This is a genomic window from Arcicella rigui, assembly GCF_034929435.1.
Classification (GTDB): Bacteria; Bacteroidota; Bacteroidia; order Cytophagales; family Spirosomataceae; genus Arcicella; species Arcicella rigui.
Window position 1 is genome coordinate 1 of record NZ_JAYFUM010000003.1, and the last position, 17,943, is coordinate 17,943.

The window sequence follows — 17,943 nt, forward strand, 5'->3', positions numbered from 1 at the left end:
TCCGAAATCCGAAATCCGAAATCCGAAATCCGAAATCCGAAATCCGAAATCCGAAATCCGAAATCCGAAATCCGAAATCCGAAATCCGAAATCCGAAATCCGAAATCCGAAATCCGAAATCCGAAATTACAATAGTGCTGCTCCAAAAACCCCAGCACTATCTCCCAAAAGTGGTTTCACGATAGGAGTACTCAATTTTTTATTATTGAAAATATACTTCTTGATTCGCTCGTAGCCTTCTGTATAAAGTAAATCAATGTTACCGACACCGCCACCAATCACGATTAAGTCTGGGTCTAAAACATTAATCAAAGTAGAAATTCCTCTACCATAGTACTCCAACATTCTTTCGATAGTCGCCGTAGCAAAAGGGTCGGTATTGGCTAAATGTCTTTCTAAAATTTCTTTTAATCTAACAGGCTCGCCACTGGTAGTTAAGTAATATTGTTCAAGAGCCGTGCCTGAAATTACTTTTTCAGTACAACCAGATTTTCCACAGAAACAAGGTTCACCGTTTTCTTCAAGAATATTATGTCCCCATTCACCGCCAATCCCGTGATGTCCGTTAATGATTTTTCCATGAACTACTAATCCTCCACCAACGCCAGTACCTAAAATTACGCCGAATACTAATTCTGCATTTGGATAATTTTTGCCTGCACCCATCAAGGCTTCTGCCAAAGCAAAACAATTGGCATCGTTCGCCAATTTTACGGTAATACCCAAAGCTTTTTCTAAATCTTCGTGCATGGGCTGGTCGTTCATGCAAACGGTATTACAGTTTTTCATGGTTTTGGTGGCAGGGTCAAGTACGCCTGGCGTGGCAAAACCAATTTTTGTAGGAGATTCACCTATTTCTTCAGCTACCAAATCTACTAATCTAACAATCTGCTGGATAATATGCTGATAACCCTTGTAGGCTTCGGTGGGTAAGCGTTTTCTACAAATTACGGCAAGGTCGTTTTCTTTGTCCAATACAGCACATTCAATTTTCGTACCGCCTAAATCTATACCCCAAAGGTGAGCGGGGCTGGTAATGTTTGCTTTCAAGGTTTTTTACGAGTTATATTAAAATATTACAAATTAGGGATTACTTTAATCAATAATTTTTGAGTACATTTGATAAAGTATGAGTTTTTACAATTCACGCTTCAAAAAAAACAAATTCTTCAAAAATCAATTCTTTTTTATGCCAAAAAAATAATTTTTCTCCTTTTTTTGAAGAAAATAGCTTATATTTTAACTAAAATTTGAAATCTCAAATTTTGATTTATAAATCTTTTTGTGAAGAACAAATTAATGAATTATTCATATTCGCTGTGAATGAACGACAAGCTCATTAGTCGGCACATTTCATTGAATAAAAACCGTGTGATTATAAAAAATTGAATCAGTCATTTTTAATTTAATAGACCTTTTAAACCATTTTTTCAACGTGATTATTCATTTTCTACTACTATTTTTCAAAGATTTTCAATAACATGAATAACACATTAAAGCCATGAAACTGCAAATAAGTTGCCAACTCGACTATGAGGCTTACTCATCAACGCCTTTAATTTTGATGCTCCGTCCCAGAAGTAACGCTGGTCAATGGATTATCAAAGAGGAGTATGTACTTGAACCAAGCGTTCCTATCACAGAATACACAGATATATACGGTAATTTATGCCAACGTATTTTAAGCCCTGTCGGCAAATTCACTGTTTTTACTTCTTCTATCGTTCAAACTGCTGATTTCATAGACGTAGCTCCGGGTGCGGAGTTTGTCTTGATTGAAGATTTACCTGCCGAAGAGCTTATTTATTTGCTTCCGAGTAGATATTGTGAATCAGATAAAATGGGAAATCTGGCTTTTCAGATTGTTGGTAATGCTTATCCGGGTTATGACCAAGTCGAACTTATTCGCCGTTGGATTCATAATAATATTCGTTATCAGTATGGTTTTAGTACCGTTTCTACTTCTGCTCAAGATACTGCTTTTGCTAAAATTGGCGTTTGCCGTGACTTCTCGCATCTTGGTATTGCTTTATGTAGAAGTCTGAGTATTCCTGCCAGAATGGTTGTGGGCTATTTGCACGAATTGTATCCGATGGACTTACACGCTTGGTTCGAGGCCTTCGTGGGTGGTCGTTGGTACACTTTTGATGCCACTCAGCCTTATCCTAAAGGAAATCGTGTGGTACTTGCTTACGGTCGTGATGCCGCAGACGTTGCTTTGGCTACTCAGTTTGGTAATATTTTCTTGTTAGGAATGCAAGTAAACGTTTCAGTGGCTGAAGAAGTAAACGCTTAGTTTATCTTCGGTTATCGTCATCGTCCATCATACTCAAATAACTATTGTAGCGACTTTCAGCAATGTCACCTTCGGCAACTGCTTCCAGTACTGCACATTTTGGCTCATTGATATGCTTACAATTGTGGTACTTACATTCGCCCAACATGGCTCTCATTTCTGGAAAAAAATGAGATAATTCTTGCTTGCTGATGTCAATTAAGCCCAATTCTTTGATACCCGGCGTGTCGATGATAAAAGTATTTTCTTCTAATTCAAACATCGTGGCAAAAGTAGTTGTGTGTACTCCTTTATTAGCGAAGCTTGAAATTTCGGTTGTTTTTAAATCTAACTCTGGAGCAATCTGATTTACCAAAGTAGATTTCCCGACACCCGAATGCCCAGAAACTAAAGAGATTTTATCCTTTAAAATACTCCTAAAACTTTCAATTCCTATTTTCCCAACGGCAGAAGTGAACACACAGGGATAGCCAATTTCCTCGTACATTGCCGCCAAATCTGCTAAGTAATCTTTCTCTTCGTCCGAAAGTAAGTCAATTTTATTGAAAACTATGGTAGTAGGTATCCTGAACGACTCTGCCGAAACCAAAAATCTGTCGATAAAACCCAAAGAAGTTCTTGGATAATTTAGCGTTACAATTAGTACAGCTTGGTCGAGATTGGCAGCCAAAATGTGTCCCTGTGCTGTTTTATGCACTGATTTTCGGATGATATAATTTTCACGAGCTTCAATTTTAAAAATGGTCGCCATGTTTTCTTTTTCATCCTCAATCTCAAATGCTACTCTATCGCCAACCGCAATGGGGTTTGAAGTTTTCAATCCTTGAATTTTAAATTTACCTTTCAAACGACATTGCCATACATGCTTGTTTTCGTCAAGCACTTCATACCATGAACCCGTTGAGCGTATTACTAATCCTTTCATATTTTTCAGAATATGGATAATTCTGTGATAAATTTTATAATCTTGTCTGTTCCGCCTAAATTCTCTTGCACGTAGCTTTGTATCAGTTCAGATTTTCCTTTTCTTATATTTTCGTTAAAGTATAATTCATCAAAATGTTCCTTAAATTCAGCCGTATCAGCAATGGCTTTTGCTCCGCCAATCCTAATTAAATCAACAGCTTCTTGAAATTTTTGATAATTGTTATTGCCAAAAAAAATGGGTAGTCCAAAAGTGGCAGCTTCCAAAGTGTTGTGCAATCCTTTTCGGTAAGCTCCGCCAATCCAAGCAAATTCGGCGTACTGATACAGTGAAGAAAGCATTCCGATATTATCAATAAAAAGTACTTGTGCCGAAGCAACAGAGCTATTACTTTCTTGATTGATACTTGAAAAACGAATACTTTTTGCTTGTAAATTTTTTCGCCAAGTTTCTATTTCTGCATCATGGATTTCGTGCGGAGCGATAATTACTTTGAGTTCTTCTTTGAAAGTATTCAAAAATGGAGCAATCACTTCAAAATCTTGTTCCCAGCACGAGCCAACAATCAGTAAAGGCTTTTTGTCTTTAAATTGTTCTACAATTGGAATTTGCTTTTTTGCCTCCGCAATCTGTTTTACTCTGTCAAAACGAGTATCTCCGCCGATGCTAATGTTTTGAATATGAATGCTTTTTAATAAATCAAGAGAAATTTTATTTTGTACAAAAATATGACTAAAGTAGGTAAGAATATTTCTGTTGAAAGCTCCGTAGTTTTTAAAGAAGACTTGATTTGCTCTAAAAATGGCTGAAAATGAAATGGTTGGAATATTTTTTTCAGCAAGTGTTCTGAGGTAATAATACCAAAATTCATACTTCACAAAAAAAGCAATAGATGGCTGAAATGTTTCGATAAACTGGCGTGCATTATTGGCGGTGTCGATGGGTAGGTAAAAAACATAATCTGCTCCTTCATAATTTTTGCGGATTTCATATCCAGAAGGTGAGAAAAACGTAAGCAAAATTTTGTGTGTCTGGAAAGTACTTTTGTATTTCTCAATCACGGGGCGAGCTTGTTCAAATTCACCCAAAGAAGCACAATGAAACCAAGCAAGTGGTCGGTCGCTTTCTGCTTTAAATCCGCTGTCAATTACTTGTTGATGAAAGTTTTTTCTACCCAATAGCCAACTTTTGGCTTTTTTGTTGAAAGGGCTTACCAGCCAAATAATACACTGGTATAAATAAATGGAAATATGATAAAGTAGCTTCGACAAATGAAATTTGAATTAATTTTGAATCAAAATTACAGCTAATTAGTTTCATATTAAAACAAACATTCTATCAATTACTTAATCAGAATCAGCGATTACCGCTAATCAATTACCATGAACTGGAATCAATTAACCGAATTATCACAATTAGAAGCAATCAAAGAGGAGTCTAAGCAACAACCGATTTTGATTTTGAAGCACAGTACAACTTGTTCAATCTCATCAACTGCCAAGAATCGTTTGGAAAGAAATTGGAAGCAAGAAAGCGTTGGAGACTTAAAACCGTATTATTTAGATTTATTGAAATTCCGTCCGATTTCACAAGAAATAGCTTCAACTTTTGGCGTAGAACACCAATCTCCACAAGTATTAGTGATTCAAAATGGTGAATGTATTTACGATGCTTCACACTTTGACATTTCTTTTGCTGAATTGGCAGAGAAAGTAGCGTAGATGTCATTTAGTGATTGAGTGAATTGTGAATTAGTGATTTTTTAGATTGTGATTGAGTGAGTTGTGAATTAGTGATTTTATGAAAAGAAAATTAATTTTTGGGAACTCAATTTAGATTAATCTGCTTTCTAATCACTAAATCACTAAATCACTAAATCACTAAATCACTAAATCACTAAATCACTAAATCACTAAATCACTAAATCACTAAATCACTAAATCACTAAATCACTAAATCACTAAATCACTAAATCCATTCAAAACTCACAACTTGTTCTACCTCTGGATGGAGGCTTAATGATACGGGGCATTTATGAGCAGTGTTCTCCAATTTTTTAATTTGTTCTTCAGTAAGGACAATATTTGTCTTCAATTGTAAGTTAATTTCCAAACGAGCCACTTTTCTGGGCGGAGTCTGCGACATGATTTTAGTTACTTCTGCCGAAGAACCTGCCAACTCGATGCCGTCACGTTGTGCTACAATTGCCATGGTCGTAAGCATACAAGTACCCGTAGCCGTTGCCAATAAGTCGGTAGGAGAGAAGGCTTCTCCTTTACCCATATTGTCGGTAGGAGCATCGGTAACTAATTGGCTACCAGACTGCAAATGAATAGATTCTGTGCGAAGGTCGCCTAAATAAGAGGTTTTAACTGTGGGCATAATGTTGTTTATTTGATGATTTTTGTTTTAAATTTAAACAAATCACGGCAGATTCCGTATTTTTATCGTAATTATATCCCTTTGAGTGGAAGAAAGACCTAAAGAATCGACAAACAATTCTGTTTTTTCATTCATATAAATTCTGATTCAAACATTGTGAAAAAATTACTAAGCACTACTTTATACATCGTTTTAGCTTTCCTTACGCTAAACACCGTTACTGCTCAACGCCGCAATAGTAGCGGGCCGGCGGCTACCAAAACCACAAAACCTACAAAAGCCAAAGAGAAAGAAGTAGTCGATGAAAATAACTATCACTCAATCTTATCTTTTGGTATAACTACCAATACAAATTCGGGCTTATTAGGCGGTTTTGCGGCTAAAAAAGAAATTGTGATTAACAGTGGTTCAAGTTTACATCAGTTACATTACTTTGGTCTTGAGCTTGTGAATGTGAATCACCCAAAACAAAGCTCTGTTAATGTAGGAGGCAATGGTAGCAGTTATACTTATGGTAAACAAAACTATTTGTTTGCTATTCGCCCGCAATACGGACGTGAGTTTAATTTGTTTCACCGTTCGTCTGATGGAGGAGTAAGCGTAAGTGGAATTATTGCAGGTGGACCCACTATCGGTTTAGAAAAACCTTATTATCTTCAGATTTATTACGGAAGAGGTATTTTTAGAGATGAAGTATATGACCCCAACAAACACAATGTAACTAATATCGCAGGTACTGGTGGTTTTTTTGAAGGTTTGGGGAATTCTAAAATTGTGCCGGGAGCAAATATCAAAGCGGCTCTTAACTTTGAATTAGATGCTTTTCGCCAGTCGAATATTAGTTTAGAAATTGGCTTTTTAGCCGAAATCTATCAGCGAAATATCAATATTATGTCTTTTGCCGAAAATCAAAAAGTATTTACTTCAGGTTATTTGACACTCTATTTTGGTGGAAAAAATTAGTTATTTCAACCTAATTTTATCCTAAAACAAGGTAATATTTAAAAATAGCGTCAGGAAAATGTAAACCAATTTCATTTTCCTGACGTTTTTATTTTAATAGCATTTAACTTTGTAGCATAATAGTATTGTTCAAGGAATAGACAGACGATGATAGAACTACCAGTAATAGCTCCGAAAGCGGAGACAGCCTCGAAGCATTCTAAAAAACCAAGTTGGTTAAGAGTAAAACTGCCGATTGGTCAGGAGTATGCAAGGGTACGTAATATTGTAGATGAATACAAACTACATACCATTTGTCAATCAGGAAATTGCCCAAATATGGGCGAGTGTTGGGGAGCTGGTACGGCAACCTTTATGATTTTAGGCAACGTTTGTACACGTTCTTGTACTTTTTGTGCCGTAGCGACTGGTCGCCCGAACGAATATGATGCCGACGAGCCACGCCGTGTAGCAGAAGCCATCAAATTGATGGGTGTTAAACACGCTGTAATTACTTCGGTAAACCGTGATGAATTAAAAGACCGTGGTGCTGAAATTTGGTATCAAACCGTTGTACAAGTGAAAGAAGCTTCTCCCAAAACAACGATTGAAACTTTGATTCCTGATACAAAAGGAAATTGGGATGCACTTTACCGAATGATTGAAGGCGGACAAGAAGTAGTTTCGCATAACATGGAAACCGTAGAGCGTTTGTACAGAAATGTACGTCCACAAGCAAAATATGCACGTTCATTAGAACAAACCAAGCGTACCAAAGAATTTGGAAAAAGAACCAAAACAGGTATTATGTTGGGTTTGGGAGAAACACAAGACGAAGTATTCAAAGCAATGGATGATTTAGTAGAAAATGGTTTAGATGTTTTGACATTAGGACAATACCTCCAACCTACTAAAATGCACCATGAAGTAATTGAATGGATTCATCCAGATACTTTTGCGATGTACAAAGAAGAAGGATTAAAGCGTGGTATTCAATATGTAGAGTCGGGTGCATTGGTGCGTTCAAGCTATCATGCTGAAAGACATATTTAAGAAAAATATCTTGATTTAATACAAAAGCCTCAGTTTTACTGGGGCTTTTGGCGTTTTAGGGACAAACATTTCGTCACGAAAGCTTGCTCCAACTTGGAGGGAAGAAATATTGTGTTGTGAAAGCTTGCTCCAACTTGGAGGGAAGAAATATTGTGTTGTGAAAGCTTGCTCCAACTTGGAGGGAGGAAATATAGTGTTGTGAAAGTTCGCTCCAATTTGGAGGGAAGAAATATTGCGTTGTGAATGTTCGCTCCAATTTGGAGGAAGAAAATCTTAGAGCTTTCTTTCAATATTCTGTATAAAAGGAAAAAAAGCTTTGCCCTCGCTTGGCGTAGTGTTCCTACACTACGTCAGAGTGAACTGCAATGTTACATTGCAAAAATGCAGAGCATTTTATAATTATTCTCAAGCTGTGTACGTATGTACTTATTCTATCAGTCGCAGACTAAGCGTTGCCTTCTAAGAAGGTCTGACACACTGACGTAGTGAAAAACACTACGCCAAGCGAGGGCTTTTGCTCTTTGTTTTCAAAGGTAAAAATATCGGTTGTTTGACTTTTGTGCAAAAATCGTTTTGTGGGTCACTACGCCAAGCGGGGAAATATCAATAGTTTTACGGCTTTTGCTCTTTGTTTTCAATTACAAAACTATCGGTTGTCCGATATAGTGCAAAAAGCGTTTTTTGTGGGTCGCTAGATAGAGATGTCCTTCGGAACATCTCAAAGAGCGGGATTTTGCTTTACATCATTGAGTATTTGTGTTATTTTTTTAGCATAAAACTGTGGGTCAGTCTTGAAAAACAACACTAAGTCATCAGTTTGTTTAATCCTAAATTGATACTTTGTGTCATCATACAAATAAAGTGTATATGAATTATTAAAAACACTTGTCATTTCAATTTTTTTAAATTGATTAACAGATACTTTTCGTGTAGTATAAATATTTTGAATATGCAAAAAACCATTCTCATACCAAATGTTCCACATTTTGGCACTTGCTTTATTTATCATTATGATAATAAATAATATTAAAATAACAACATACAGCCCATTTAGGGTAAATGAGGAAAACATTATACCTGTAGAAACTATTAAAAATAATAGTGTAAAAGTCCAAGTCATAACTTGTGAAACTTTTATATCATATCTGCTAATTTCAATTTTATTACTCATCTTTTTTAGTATAAGTTGCTCTAATTCCAATACTTGCATCAAACGAAAAGGTGAATGGTGTGCATATTTTAGCACCAGTCCTTGCAGCTTCCCTCGCTTGGCGTAGTGTTCCTACACTACGTCAGAGTGAACTGCAATGTTACATTGCAAAAATGCAGAGCATTTTATAATTATTCTCAAGCTGTGTATGTATGTACTTATTCTATCAGTCTCAGACTAAGCGTTGCCTTCTAAGAAGGTCTGACACACTGACGTAGTGAAAAACACTACGCCAAGCGAGGGTACAAGTGACTCTTCGCCTAACACTCCCTTATGAAATACTATCGCATTTTGCCAATCATGAGATTGGCGAACACAACGACGTAGTGAAAACACTACGCCGAGCGAGGGATAGTTTTACCTTTTTGTGATTCGATTTTTGTTTCATCTCTCACCAGTATTTTAGATAAGTAAAATGAAAACAAAGTAGGATAGTCTAAAAATAAAATACTCTTCCTAACGAAGTTTATGCTCTAAAAAAGTAAAACATAACCTATCAAATATTGACTTGACTACTATCGCAACGGCGAACAGTCGCTATGCCACGCTACGCCACGAAATTGGAAATATCAATAGTTTTACGGCTTTTGCTCTTTGTTTTCAAAGGTAAAAATATCGGTTGTTTGACTTTTGTGCAAAAATCGTTTTTTGTGGGTCGCTACGCCGAGCGGGGGGGAAAAAACGTTATTTAGCAATATATTTAACTTTATATTTACCATCTAAGTCAGATAAAAAAAGAGTTTCATTGAAACAGAAAATAATTTTACAATGTGGTTTCCCATTAAGATATATGGTATTCTCTTTTATAAAATCATTATCATCTGGTTTTGGGAAAAAAATAAAATCACCTATTTCACTTCCTTGTGTGGCTTGCCATCTATGAGAAATGATATAATAGTTTGAATTCCAATATAATGTGTATCCAAATAAAGTGGTTAATATTACAAAGAATATTATTTTAGGTTTCGTTATTTTTTTCATTTTTTCTTACCTTTTTGATAAATTGGGCTTCCATTTGAATTTGTTGTCCCTCTTCCGTTTCGACTTACTCGAATAGGATTAGCAGGGGTTGATTGCCAACTGCCAAACATTCCCAATGGTGGAGCAGAGACCATGTAAGTATTTTGCCCCGAGAAATTTCCATCTCTCATTTCGGATGTTGTCTCTCTATAATCTGTATAAATTGAAGGATAACTGGATGAAGATTGACCTATGACATCAACATTTCTAAAATTGGGTTGTGCAGAAAGCCTTGTTGTGAAAGAAGCCCCCTTTGTACCACCAGCATAATTATCATTTCCAGTATTACATCCATAAAATCCTGCACTACAACTAACATTCTCAGCCCAATTAAAGTTTATTTTACTCCACCCTTCAAATAATAATTGATATTTACCAGAGCCATTATTTAATTGGTCTTGAGAGGTAGGTAGACTACCAATTGGACCATCCCACCCTCGCTTGGCGTAGTGTTCCTACACTACGTCAGAGTGAGCTGCAATGTTACATTGCAAAAATGCAGAGCATTTTATAATTATTCTCAAGCTGTGTACTTATTCTATCAGTCGCAGACTAAGCGTTGCCTTCTAAGAAGGTCTGACACACTGACGTAGTGAAAAACACTACGCCAAGCGAGGGCGTTGCTGTCGCACAGGTTGTTGGTGAAAAAAACACCAACAACGACAAAAATCTGTCAAATCTAATGAGCACTTGGACCAGATGATGATAAAGTAGTTAGAAGTTTTTCGCCAGTATCAGAAAAATCAAATTGAAGAATACTTTTTTCAAAATTACTCTTAAAATAAAGTGCATAGGCAGTTCTTAATCCCATGTCAGCATCTCCAAACTCTTCTCTTCTCACATCAAATTTTACTGAGCCTGTAAATAATTGTTTTTTTCAAAATACTTACAAAATAGAAGTTTTGAATACTGATTTAATATTTTGTTCTTAATATCTATTTCAATATGTTCTCTATGCAAACTACCTAAAATATTAAGAAAAATCATGCCTCCTGTTAAAAAATCATTTCTCCAGTACATTATAGACACAACAAAACCAATTAATAGAATAATTTTACTCCATAGTGAAAGAGACTTAGTTATTGTTATTTTTTCAGGGCTGACATTTATGTATATTCCCTCTCCTATTTTTTTCATACAAGTTTAATTTTGTCCTGTAGCGGTTGTTGAAACAGTATGTGTTCCTTTACTGCTTAAATCTAAATTTAAATTTGTCGGTTTTTTAATTTTAATGCACCACCTCCACCTTTTACAAGTCCAAAGCTAACGTTTGTTCCTAATTTTAATTTATTTTTACTTCCTTCTGCAAACCCCTCTAAGCCATTCCCTAATATGCCAACCCCTCGCTTGGCGTAGTGTTCCTACACTACGTCAGAGTGAACTGCAATGTTACATTGCAAAAATGCAGAGCATTTTATAATTATTCTCAAGCTGTGTACTTATGTACTTATTCTATCAGTCGCAGACTAAGCGTTGCCTTCTAAGAAGGTCTGACACACTGACGTAGTGAAAAACACTACGCCAAGCGAGGGATGACGTTTTAATTAAAAAACAAAGTTTAGCTGTCAATATCTTTGGTAACTGAAACAGAAGAAACATTATGTGATGAAAGCTCGCTCCAATTTGGAGGAAGGAAATATTGTGTTGTGAAAGTTCGCTCCAATTTGGAGGGAAGAAATATTGCGTTGTGAAAGTTCGCTCCAACTTTTAGGAAGGAAATCTTAGAGCTTTCTTTCAATATTTTGTTTAAAAGGATAAAAAGCTTTGCCTTGTAAAGCTTGTACTAAAGTGAAAACTGCCAGAAAAGTATATAAAATGGCAAGCCCGAAAGTAAGTTTTGTATCTTTTAAGAAATAATAAGAAAGTACGGGAAGTACCTGTATGGCGTGCATACCGATAAAATGAGCGATGCGTGGGTCGCCAAATTGCTTACTCCAATGCAAAAGTGGAATCCCTTCACCGCCATCTGGACCACCGATGGTATGCGTTAATTTTGCTCCCATCACAAAACCTTCAAGAGAAAAAATCACAAAGAGGATGATCCCCAAGCGAATAGACCAAACATAATAATCAGGTAAATCGGGAAAGTTATTCTTGAAGAATAAAACGCCAATATAGGCAGTATAAAAGCTAATCAAGGTGGCGGCGATTGCCATCATCGAATACAGTACCGCATACAATGGACTACTTTGATTGAAATGCGACAATTGCCCTCTACTGGCTTGAATTGCAATATAAACGATTTCAAAACCCAATAAAATAATAACTGCCCAATTGAAGATACTTGTATTGAAAGAAGGTAAGTAAGAACAAAACCAAGCCGTCGTCCAAGCATATAAAAAGATAGAAAATGAAAATTTAAAAGGCTTTATCCAAGCACTTACATTAAAGACTTGTGTGTGGCTGATTTTAGATAATACTAAAAAAATCAAAGAAAAAATAAAACATAATAAGCCAAAATAAAATAATGGCTCATTCTTTATTTTGAGGTTTTCGAGAAAGTACAGCATCGTAAATTTTTTTTATAAATGGTTAAAAGTGAAACTGATAAAGTTAGTTTTTGTTCAGATTGTCAATTTCTTAGAAATTTACAAAATTATAGATAGGCAAAAATCCCATTTATTTAAAATATTCCTGCAACGCTTCATTCTTTTTGACGGTCATACTGATAGTGATTAGAAAAGAAATACATCTTCATTGAACATCAAGCCTGATTTTTCTGAAAAATTCTTCATTCTATTGTTCGATAGTATCTCTCACTTCTGCTTCACACAACCATATACTTTATTTAACCAATATAAAAATCCTTTTATGATGACTAAGCACAAGTTTATCTATGCCCTTTCCTTGTTAGGAATCTTCTGTGGCATGGCAGTATTTCAGTCCTGTAAACAAGATGTAGAAGATGAAGTAGTTGAAACGGTTACCGATACTACTGGCACAACTACGGTAGTAGATGGCGACTTTACTACCGTTAGTAAAGACACTACCTTCAGCAATTCAGTGGTGATTAAGTACTCTGGCACTTCTGCCACTGTTACTAACACAATGGAAAGTGCAGGCGTAAAAGTAAGTGTGACCAACGGAAATGTGGTGGTTACTTCTACTACAACTTCTACTGAAGTAAATTATGTGGTGACGGGTTCGGCAACGAATGGTAGCTTGAAAATTTATAGTGATTATAAATTTAATCTTGTACTCAACGGTGTAAGTTTGATTAACAGCACTGGACCAGCCATTAATATTCAGTCGGGCAAAAAAGTGACCGTAAATGTATTGAGTGGGACTAACAACCGTTTGGTGGATGGCTCAAATTACGCCACAAGTTCAGAAGACCAAAAAGGTACTTTGTTCAGCGAAGGTCAATTGAGTTTTGAAGGAAGTGGAGCTTTGTCTATCACCGCAAACAACAAACACGCTATCGCTTCTGACGATTATGTAGCCATAAAAAGCGGAACGATAACAGTTACTAAAACTGTTTCAGACGGAATTCATGCCAACGATTATTTTAAGATGGAAGGTGGAACACTCAACATTACCTCTGCTTCCGACGGTATCGACTGTGAAGAAGGCTATATTAATATCAGCGGTGGAAATATTACCATAAATAGTGTTGATGATGGCATAACGACATCTTATGAGGGTACAGACACAGCCATTATGCCCTTTATTTCTATCACAGGCGGTACTATCAATGTAACTACTACTGGCGAGAAAGGAAATGCAATTAAAAGTGTAAGCTATACAACCATCGAAACGTCTGATGCTATTACGTTGAGTGTTTCTGGTAAAGGGGCAAAAGGTATCAAAACAAATGGTGATTTTACTTTGTCAGCAGGTACTTTAAAAATCACTACTTCTGGGGCAGCTTATTACAATACCACAGATGCCGATATTGCAGCTCCATCAGGTATCAATTGTGATAAGAATTTAATTATCAATGGAGGTACGTTAATCGTTTCAAGTACTGGTGTTGGAGGAAAAGGAGTTACAGTGGATGGTACGGCAACCATTAATGGAGGAACAAGTACTATTACCACTACTGGAACAACTTTTACTTACAATTCAGCTAATACCAGTGAGGCAAAAGGTTTTAAAAGTGATGGTGCTTTTGTGATGAATAAGGGTGAACTGAATATCTCCGCTTCTGATGACGGACTCAAATCAGGTACTTCTATTACGTTAAATGATGGAACAATCAACGTGACAAAATCGTATGAGGCGATGGAATCTATTTTTATTACCATTGCAGGAGGAGTTTGTAACCTTACCGCCACTAACGATGGTATAAATGCAACTTATGGAACAGTATCAGGGGGAACAGAATCAAATGATAATAGCCATTTGAAAGTAACAGGCGGCGTATTGATAGTGTCAGGTTCTGATGCGATAGATAGTAATGGTAACTTTACTATCAGTGGAGGAGTGGTGATTTGTAATGGAAGCCGTGAGGAAGACATTGATGTAAACGGCAGTTTCTTAGTGAATGGAGGCACGTTGATGGGAGCAGAACCAGCCAGTAACATGACTAAAGCGATGAGTACAGCTTCCACACAAGTTGGCTTTTTTATGAAATCAAGTGCCACGGTAGCCACATCTTCTTTATTTCATATTGAAGATGCTTCTGGTAAAGACCTTGCCACATTTAAACCTAAAACTGCTTCTTCTTACTTCCATTTTTCTCATCCAAGTTTAGCGAAAGGTGCTCAGTATAAAATTTATTATGGTGGAACTTACACAGGAGGTAGTTTTATTGGCAATACATCTGATTGGGGATTATACACAGGTGGAACGTACTCTAACTCTGGTGCAACCTTAAAATCATCTCCAACGACATCGAGTTCAAGTACTGTTAATACCATTACTTTCTAAAAACTTTTTATTATTCGTCCTAATACTGTTTGAAAGTACTTAAAAATAAAAAATCCCCTTAGCTTTTTAAAGCTAAGGGGATTTGTATTTCCTTCAATTTTATTCCTAAAGCAAAAAGCCGAAGGCTGATAGCTCATAGCTCAAGGCTCACAACTAAAAACTACAATACACTCTCAAGACTTGAAAGCTCCAAGCCCCAAGCATCAGACACGCCTTTGTAAACAATTTTTCCAGCTACCACATTCAAGCCTTTTTTCAATTCTTCGTTATCCGCACAAGCTTTTTTCCAACCTTTGTTGGCTAATTGAAGTGCATAAGGTAAAGTAGCGTTTGTCAAAGCCAAAGTAGAAGTATAAGGAACTGCACCAGGCATATTGGCTACACAGTAATGTACAACGCCATCAATCACAAAAGTAGGATTTTCGTGTGTTGTTGGCTGACAAGTTTCGATACAACCACCTTGGTCAACTGCAACGTCAACTAAAACTGTTCCTTCACGCATTTCTTTCAACATATCACGAGTAATCAAATGTGGTGCTTTTGCTCCCGGAATTAATACCGCTCCGATAATTAAATCAGAAACTTTAATCGCTTCACGAACATTATACTCGTTCGACATTACCGTATCAACATTGGCAGGCATCACATCTTCCAGATAACGTAAACGTGGCAAGCTAATATCCATAATCGTTACGTTTGCTCCTAAACCTGCTGCCATTTTAGCTGCTTGCGTTCCTACGATTCCACCACCTAAAACCAATACATTGGCTGGTTTTACACCTGCTACACCGCCTAATAAAATACCTCTTCCGCCCATAGGTTTCTCTAAGTATTTCGCTCCTTCTTGAATTGCCATTCTACCTGCTACTTCCGACATCGGAATTAATAAGGGCAAAGAACGGTCAGTTTTCTCAACAGTTTCATAAGCCAAACAAATTGCTTTGCGTTCAATCATTGCATGTGTTAATGGCTCAGAAGAAGCAAAGTGGAAGTAAGTAAAAAGTAACTGATTTTCTTTGATTAAATTATATTCAGAAGCAATCGGCTCTTTTACTTTGCAAATCATTTCAGCAATGGCATATACTTCTTCGATAGTTGGTAAGATACTTGCTCCAGCTTTTACATATTCCTCATCCGAAAAACCACTTCCCAAACCCGCTTGTGTTTGGATATAAACAGTATGTCCATTTTTCTTAAATTCTGCTACACCAGCAGGTGTTAATGCTACACGGTTCTCATTATTCTTAATTTCTTTTGGTACACCGATAATCATGGCTTTTTGGGGTTTGGGGTTTAAATCTGCTTTTCTGTTATTAAACATTACACTTCAATAACAGAATCACAGATTGTGTTCGTAAATGAAGTGGATACAAAGTTACTATTACAGGAAATAGTTTTGTAAATTGTCAATAAATAAGAAATTGTGATATATATTTACATATTGTGCAGTAAAAAATACTGTGTTAATAAATCATTAAGATTCATTAAAGTAATTTTTTCTTTATGACTTTAGACGGAACAGATTTACGCATTCTTCAATTATTGCAGGAGAATGCTCAATTGACGATAAAAGAAATCTCAAAACAGATTAATTTGTCGATGACACCCACCCACGACCGCATCAAAAGGTTGGAACAAGAGGAAATCATTGAGAAGTATGTAACTATTTTGAACAAAAAAAAGCTGGGAAATCCGCTTGTTGTTTATTGTAGTATTACTTTGGACAAGCAACAGAAAAACCATTTTGAAGAATTTGAGGAGGCAATCAAGCAATTTCCAGAAGTGATAGAGTGCAGTGTAGTTTCTGGAAGTTATGATTATTTAGTAAAAATCATCGCCAAAAATATGGAGGCTTATAATGAATTCTATCAAAAAAAATTGTCAGCACTTCAAAGTGTAGCTCACATCAGCAGTTCCTTCGTGATGTCGGAAGTGAAGAATACGACGGTGTTGCCTTTATGATTTCGGATTTCGGTCTTCAGATTTCGGCTTTCATTTTTATTGATAGCTAATAATTTCTTTCGGTGAAGTACAAAAATAAAGATGACATCCGAAAGCCGAAATCTGAAATCCCAAATTCAAAATCAATCCGATAGCCGACGACCGAAATCCGAAATCCCACATCCCAAATCAAATCACTTTCCCATGCGTAGCCCTAATAATCATTCCCAAGGCAGGTTTGAAGTTCTTTAAGCTCAACAAAGCAATTTCAGAAAGTACTTCATTCCCGAATAATTGCTGAACCGTTCTGCCGACCCAAAGTCTTTGAGCAAAGGTTTTTTGCCATGCTTTTTGATAATTTTTTTCTAATTGCTCTCTGTCATTAAAGTACTTTAAAAGATGTTCAGATAAAATTTTCGCTCCATGAATCGCCATTGCCATACCGTTGCCACACAAAGGCGTAATCAAGCCCGCAGCGTCGCCAACCATTAAAATATGATTTTCGATAGTCGTTTTTGGAGCAAACGAAATTTCATTAATTACTTCTGGTTTGTCGTAAAGAAATTCAGATTCCGTAAATATCTTTTTAAGATGAGGATTTTTCCAGAGAATGTTTTTCTCCATTTCGGCAATTGTACCGTGTTGGCGGAGGTTTTCACGGGTTGTTAAATAACAAAGACAATACTTGTCGCCTTCGATGGCAGAAATCCCACAATAGCCATTTTTGAAATTATGTAGGGCAATTAAATCTTTCGGAAAATCGGTTTTAATATGATACTTTACACCAATGTAAGGACTTCTTTTTCCGAAAAAATCACGCTTTAAAGTAACATCTAATTTCGTTCTTTTTCCATAAGAACCAATTACATAGCGAGCTTCAAAATTGTTAGTACTGGTACTTACGGTGAAATGATTATCCTGAAATTCAACATTTTCAACGCTCTTTTCTAATAAAAATTCGACGCCAGCTTTTTGGGCTAATTGATACAAAATTTCATCAAATGTGTAGCGACTGATACCAAAACCTCCTAAGTCAAGTTGGGTTTCAAGTACTTTGCCCGAAGGTGAAGTAAATTGAAAACGGGAAATTTCTTTATAATTTAGCAGACTGAAATCAACACCCAATGACGCTAAAAATGGTCGGGTTTCGTTGGAAATGTATTCGCCACATACACGGTGGAAAGGATAGCTTTTCCTTTCAATCAATAATACTTTTTTGCCAGCTTTTGAAAGTAAAATACTATTGACGAGTCCAGCTAAACCGCCGCCAACAATGATGATGTCGTACATAATTTTAGATTT

The 17,943-nt window shown here is 36.3% G+C and carries 18 protein-coding genes; 6 read left to right on the forward strand and 12 right to left on the reverse strand.

Features of this window, described 5'->3' with window-relative positions; all coding sequences use genetic code 11:
* Positions 1-126 precede the first annotated feature (126 nt).
* Positions 127-1,050, reverse strand: coding sequence for an ROK family protein (locus VB248_RS02215; protein WP_323295099.1), 924 nt, complete (start codon positions 1,048-1,050; stop codon positions 127-129).
* Between the two features lie 451 nt (positions 1,051-1,501).
* On the opposite strand from VB248_RS02215, the gene VB248_RS02220 reads away from it, so the two are divergent.
* A complete protein-coding gene (locus VB248_RS02220; RefSeq protein WP_323295100.1) occupies positions 1,502-2,296 on the forward strand; it encodes a transglutaminase family protein in 795 nt (264 codons plus the stop codon).
* A 1-nt stretch (position 2,297) separates the two neighbouring features.
* Here the strand turns inward: VB248_RS02220 and rsgA are convergent, their stop codons facing one another.
* Both rsgA and VB248_RS02230 read right to left on the reverse strand, forming a co-directional pair.
* Positions 2,298-3,221 (reverse strand): ribosome small subunit-dependent GTPase A, encoded by a 924-nt coding sequence (rsgA, locus tag VB248_RS02225; protein WP_323295101.1) that lies wholly within the window; start codon positions 3,219-3,221, stop codon positions 2,298-2,300.
* A 5-nt stretch (positions 3,222-3,226) separates the two neighbouring features.
* Positions 3,227-4,399, reverse strand: a complete 1,173-nt coding sequence (locus VB248_RS02230; protein ID WP_323295102.1) for a 3-deoxy-D-manno-octulosonic acid transferase — start codon at positions 4,397-4,399, stop codon at positions 3,227-3,229.
* Between the two features lie 204 nt (positions 4,400-4,603).
* Here VB248_RS02230 and ytxJ point away from each other — a divergent pair, with 204 nt between their 5' ends.
* On the forward strand, positions 4,604-4,942 hold the full coding sequence (gene ytxJ / locus VB248_RS02235) for a bacillithiol system redox-active protein YtxJ (RefSeq protein ID WP_323295103.1): 339 nt from the start codon (positions 4,604-4,606) through the stop codon (positions 4,940-4,942).
* Positions 4,943-5,189: 247 nt separating this feature from the next.
* Here the strand turns inward: ytxJ and VB248_RS02240 are convergent, their stop codons facing one another.
* Positions 5,190-5,603: an OsmC family protein gene (locus VB248_RS02240; protein ID WP_323295104.1), complete on the reverse strand. Its 414-nt coding sequence runs from the start codon at positions 5,601-5,603 to the stop codon at positions 5,190-5,192.
* Positions 5,604-5,759: 156 nt separating this feature from the next.
* Here VB248_RS02240 and VB248_RS02245 point away from each other — a divergent pair, with 156 nt between their 5' ends.
* Complete coding sequence (locus tag VB248_RS02245) at positions 5,760-6,566, forward strand: hypothetical protein (protein WP_323295105.1); 807 nt, start codon at positions 5,760-5,762, stop codon at positions 6,564-6,566.
* Positions 6,567-6,713: 147 nt separating this feature from the next.
* Positions 6,714-7,598, forward strand: coding sequence for a lipoyl synthase (lipA, locus tag VB248_RS02250; protein WP_323295106.1), 885 nt, complete (start codon positions 6,714-6,716; stop codon positions 7,596-7,598).
* Between the two features lie 718 nt (positions 7,599-8,316).
* Here the strand turns inward: lipA and VB248_RS02255 are convergent.
* The 6 genes from VB248_RS02255 to VB248_RS02280 form a co-directional block, all read right to left on the reverse strand.
* Positions 8,317-8,808, reverse strand: a complete 492-nt coding sequence (locus tag VB248_RS02255) for a hypothetical protein (protein ID WP_323295107.1) — start codon at positions 8,806-8,808, stop codon at positions 8,317-8,319.
* 684 nt (positions 8,809-9,492) lie between these two features.
* Positions 9,493-9,789 (reverse strand): hypothetical protein, encoded by a 297-nt coding sequence (locus VB248_RS02260; protein ID WP_323295108.1) that lies wholly within the window; start codon positions 9,787-9,789, stop codon positions 9,493-9,495.
* On the reverse strand, positions 9,786-9,959 hold the full coding sequence (locus VB248_RS02265) for a hypothetical protein (RefSeq protein WP_323295109.1): 174 nt from the start codon (positions 9,957-9,959) through the stop codon (positions 9,786-9,788). Before VB248_RS02265 ends, VB248_RS02260 begins: the two co-directional genes overlap by 4 nt.
* A gap of 548 nt (positions 9,960-10,507) precedes the next feature.
* Positions 10,508-10,669 carry a hypothetical protein gene (locus tag VB248_RS02270; RefSeq protein ID WP_323295110.1) on the reverse strand — a complete coding sequence of 54 codons (162 nt, stop codon included), beginning with the start codon at positions 10,667-10,669 and terminating at the stop codon, positions 10,508-10,510.
* An 8-nt stretch (positions 10,670-10,677) separates the two neighbouring features.
* The gene (locus VB248_RS02275; RefSeq protein WP_323295111.1) at positions 10,678-10,965 is read right to left on the reverse strand and encodes a hypothetical protein; all 288 of its coding nucleotides are present in this window, start codon (positions 10,963-10,965) and stop codon (positions 10,678-10,680) included.
* 584 nt (positions 10,966-11,549) lie between these two features.
* Positions 11,550-12,338: a hypothetical protein gene (locus tag VB248_RS02280; RefSeq protein ID WP_323295112.1), complete on the reverse strand. Its 789-nt coding sequence runs from the start codon at positions 12,336-12,338 to the stop codon at positions 11,550-11,552.
* 301 nt (positions 12,339-12,639) lie between these two features.
* Between VB248_RS02280 and VB248_RS02285 the strand changes: the two genes are divergently transcribed.
* Positions 12,640-14,700 (forward strand): carbohydrate-binding domain-containing protein, encoded by a 2,061-nt coding sequence (locus VB248_RS02285; protein ID WP_323295113.1) that lies wholly within the window; start codon positions 12,640-12,642, stop codon positions 14,698-14,700.
* 160 nt (positions 14,701-14,860) lie between these two features.
* On the opposite strand, the gene ald is transcribed toward VB248_RS02285, so the two are convergent.
* A complete protein-coding gene (gene ald / locus VB248_RS02290) occupies positions 14,861-15,973 on the reverse strand; it encodes an alanine dehydrogenase (protein ID WP_323295268.1) in 1,113 nt (370 codons plus the stop codon).
* 230 nt (positions 15,974-16,203) lie between these two features.
* Between ald and VB248_RS02295 the strand changes: the two genes are divergently transcribed.
* Positions 16,204-16,662 (forward strand): Lrp/AsnC family transcriptional regulator, encoded by a 459-nt coding sequence (locus VB248_RS02295; RefSeq protein ID WP_323295114.1) that lies wholly within the window; start codon positions 16,204-16,206, stop codon positions 16,660-16,662.
* Between the two features lie 168 nt (positions 16,663-16,830).
* Here the strand turns inward: VB248_RS02295 and VB248_RS02300 are convergent, their stop codons facing one another.
* Positions 16,831-17,931 (reverse strand): NAD(P)/FAD-dependent oxidoreductase, encoded by a 1,101-nt coding sequence (locus tag VB248_RS02300; protein ID WP_323295115.1) that lies wholly within the window; start codon positions 17,929-17,931, stop codon positions 16,831-16,833.
* Positions 17,932-17,943: the final 12 nt, after the last annotated feature.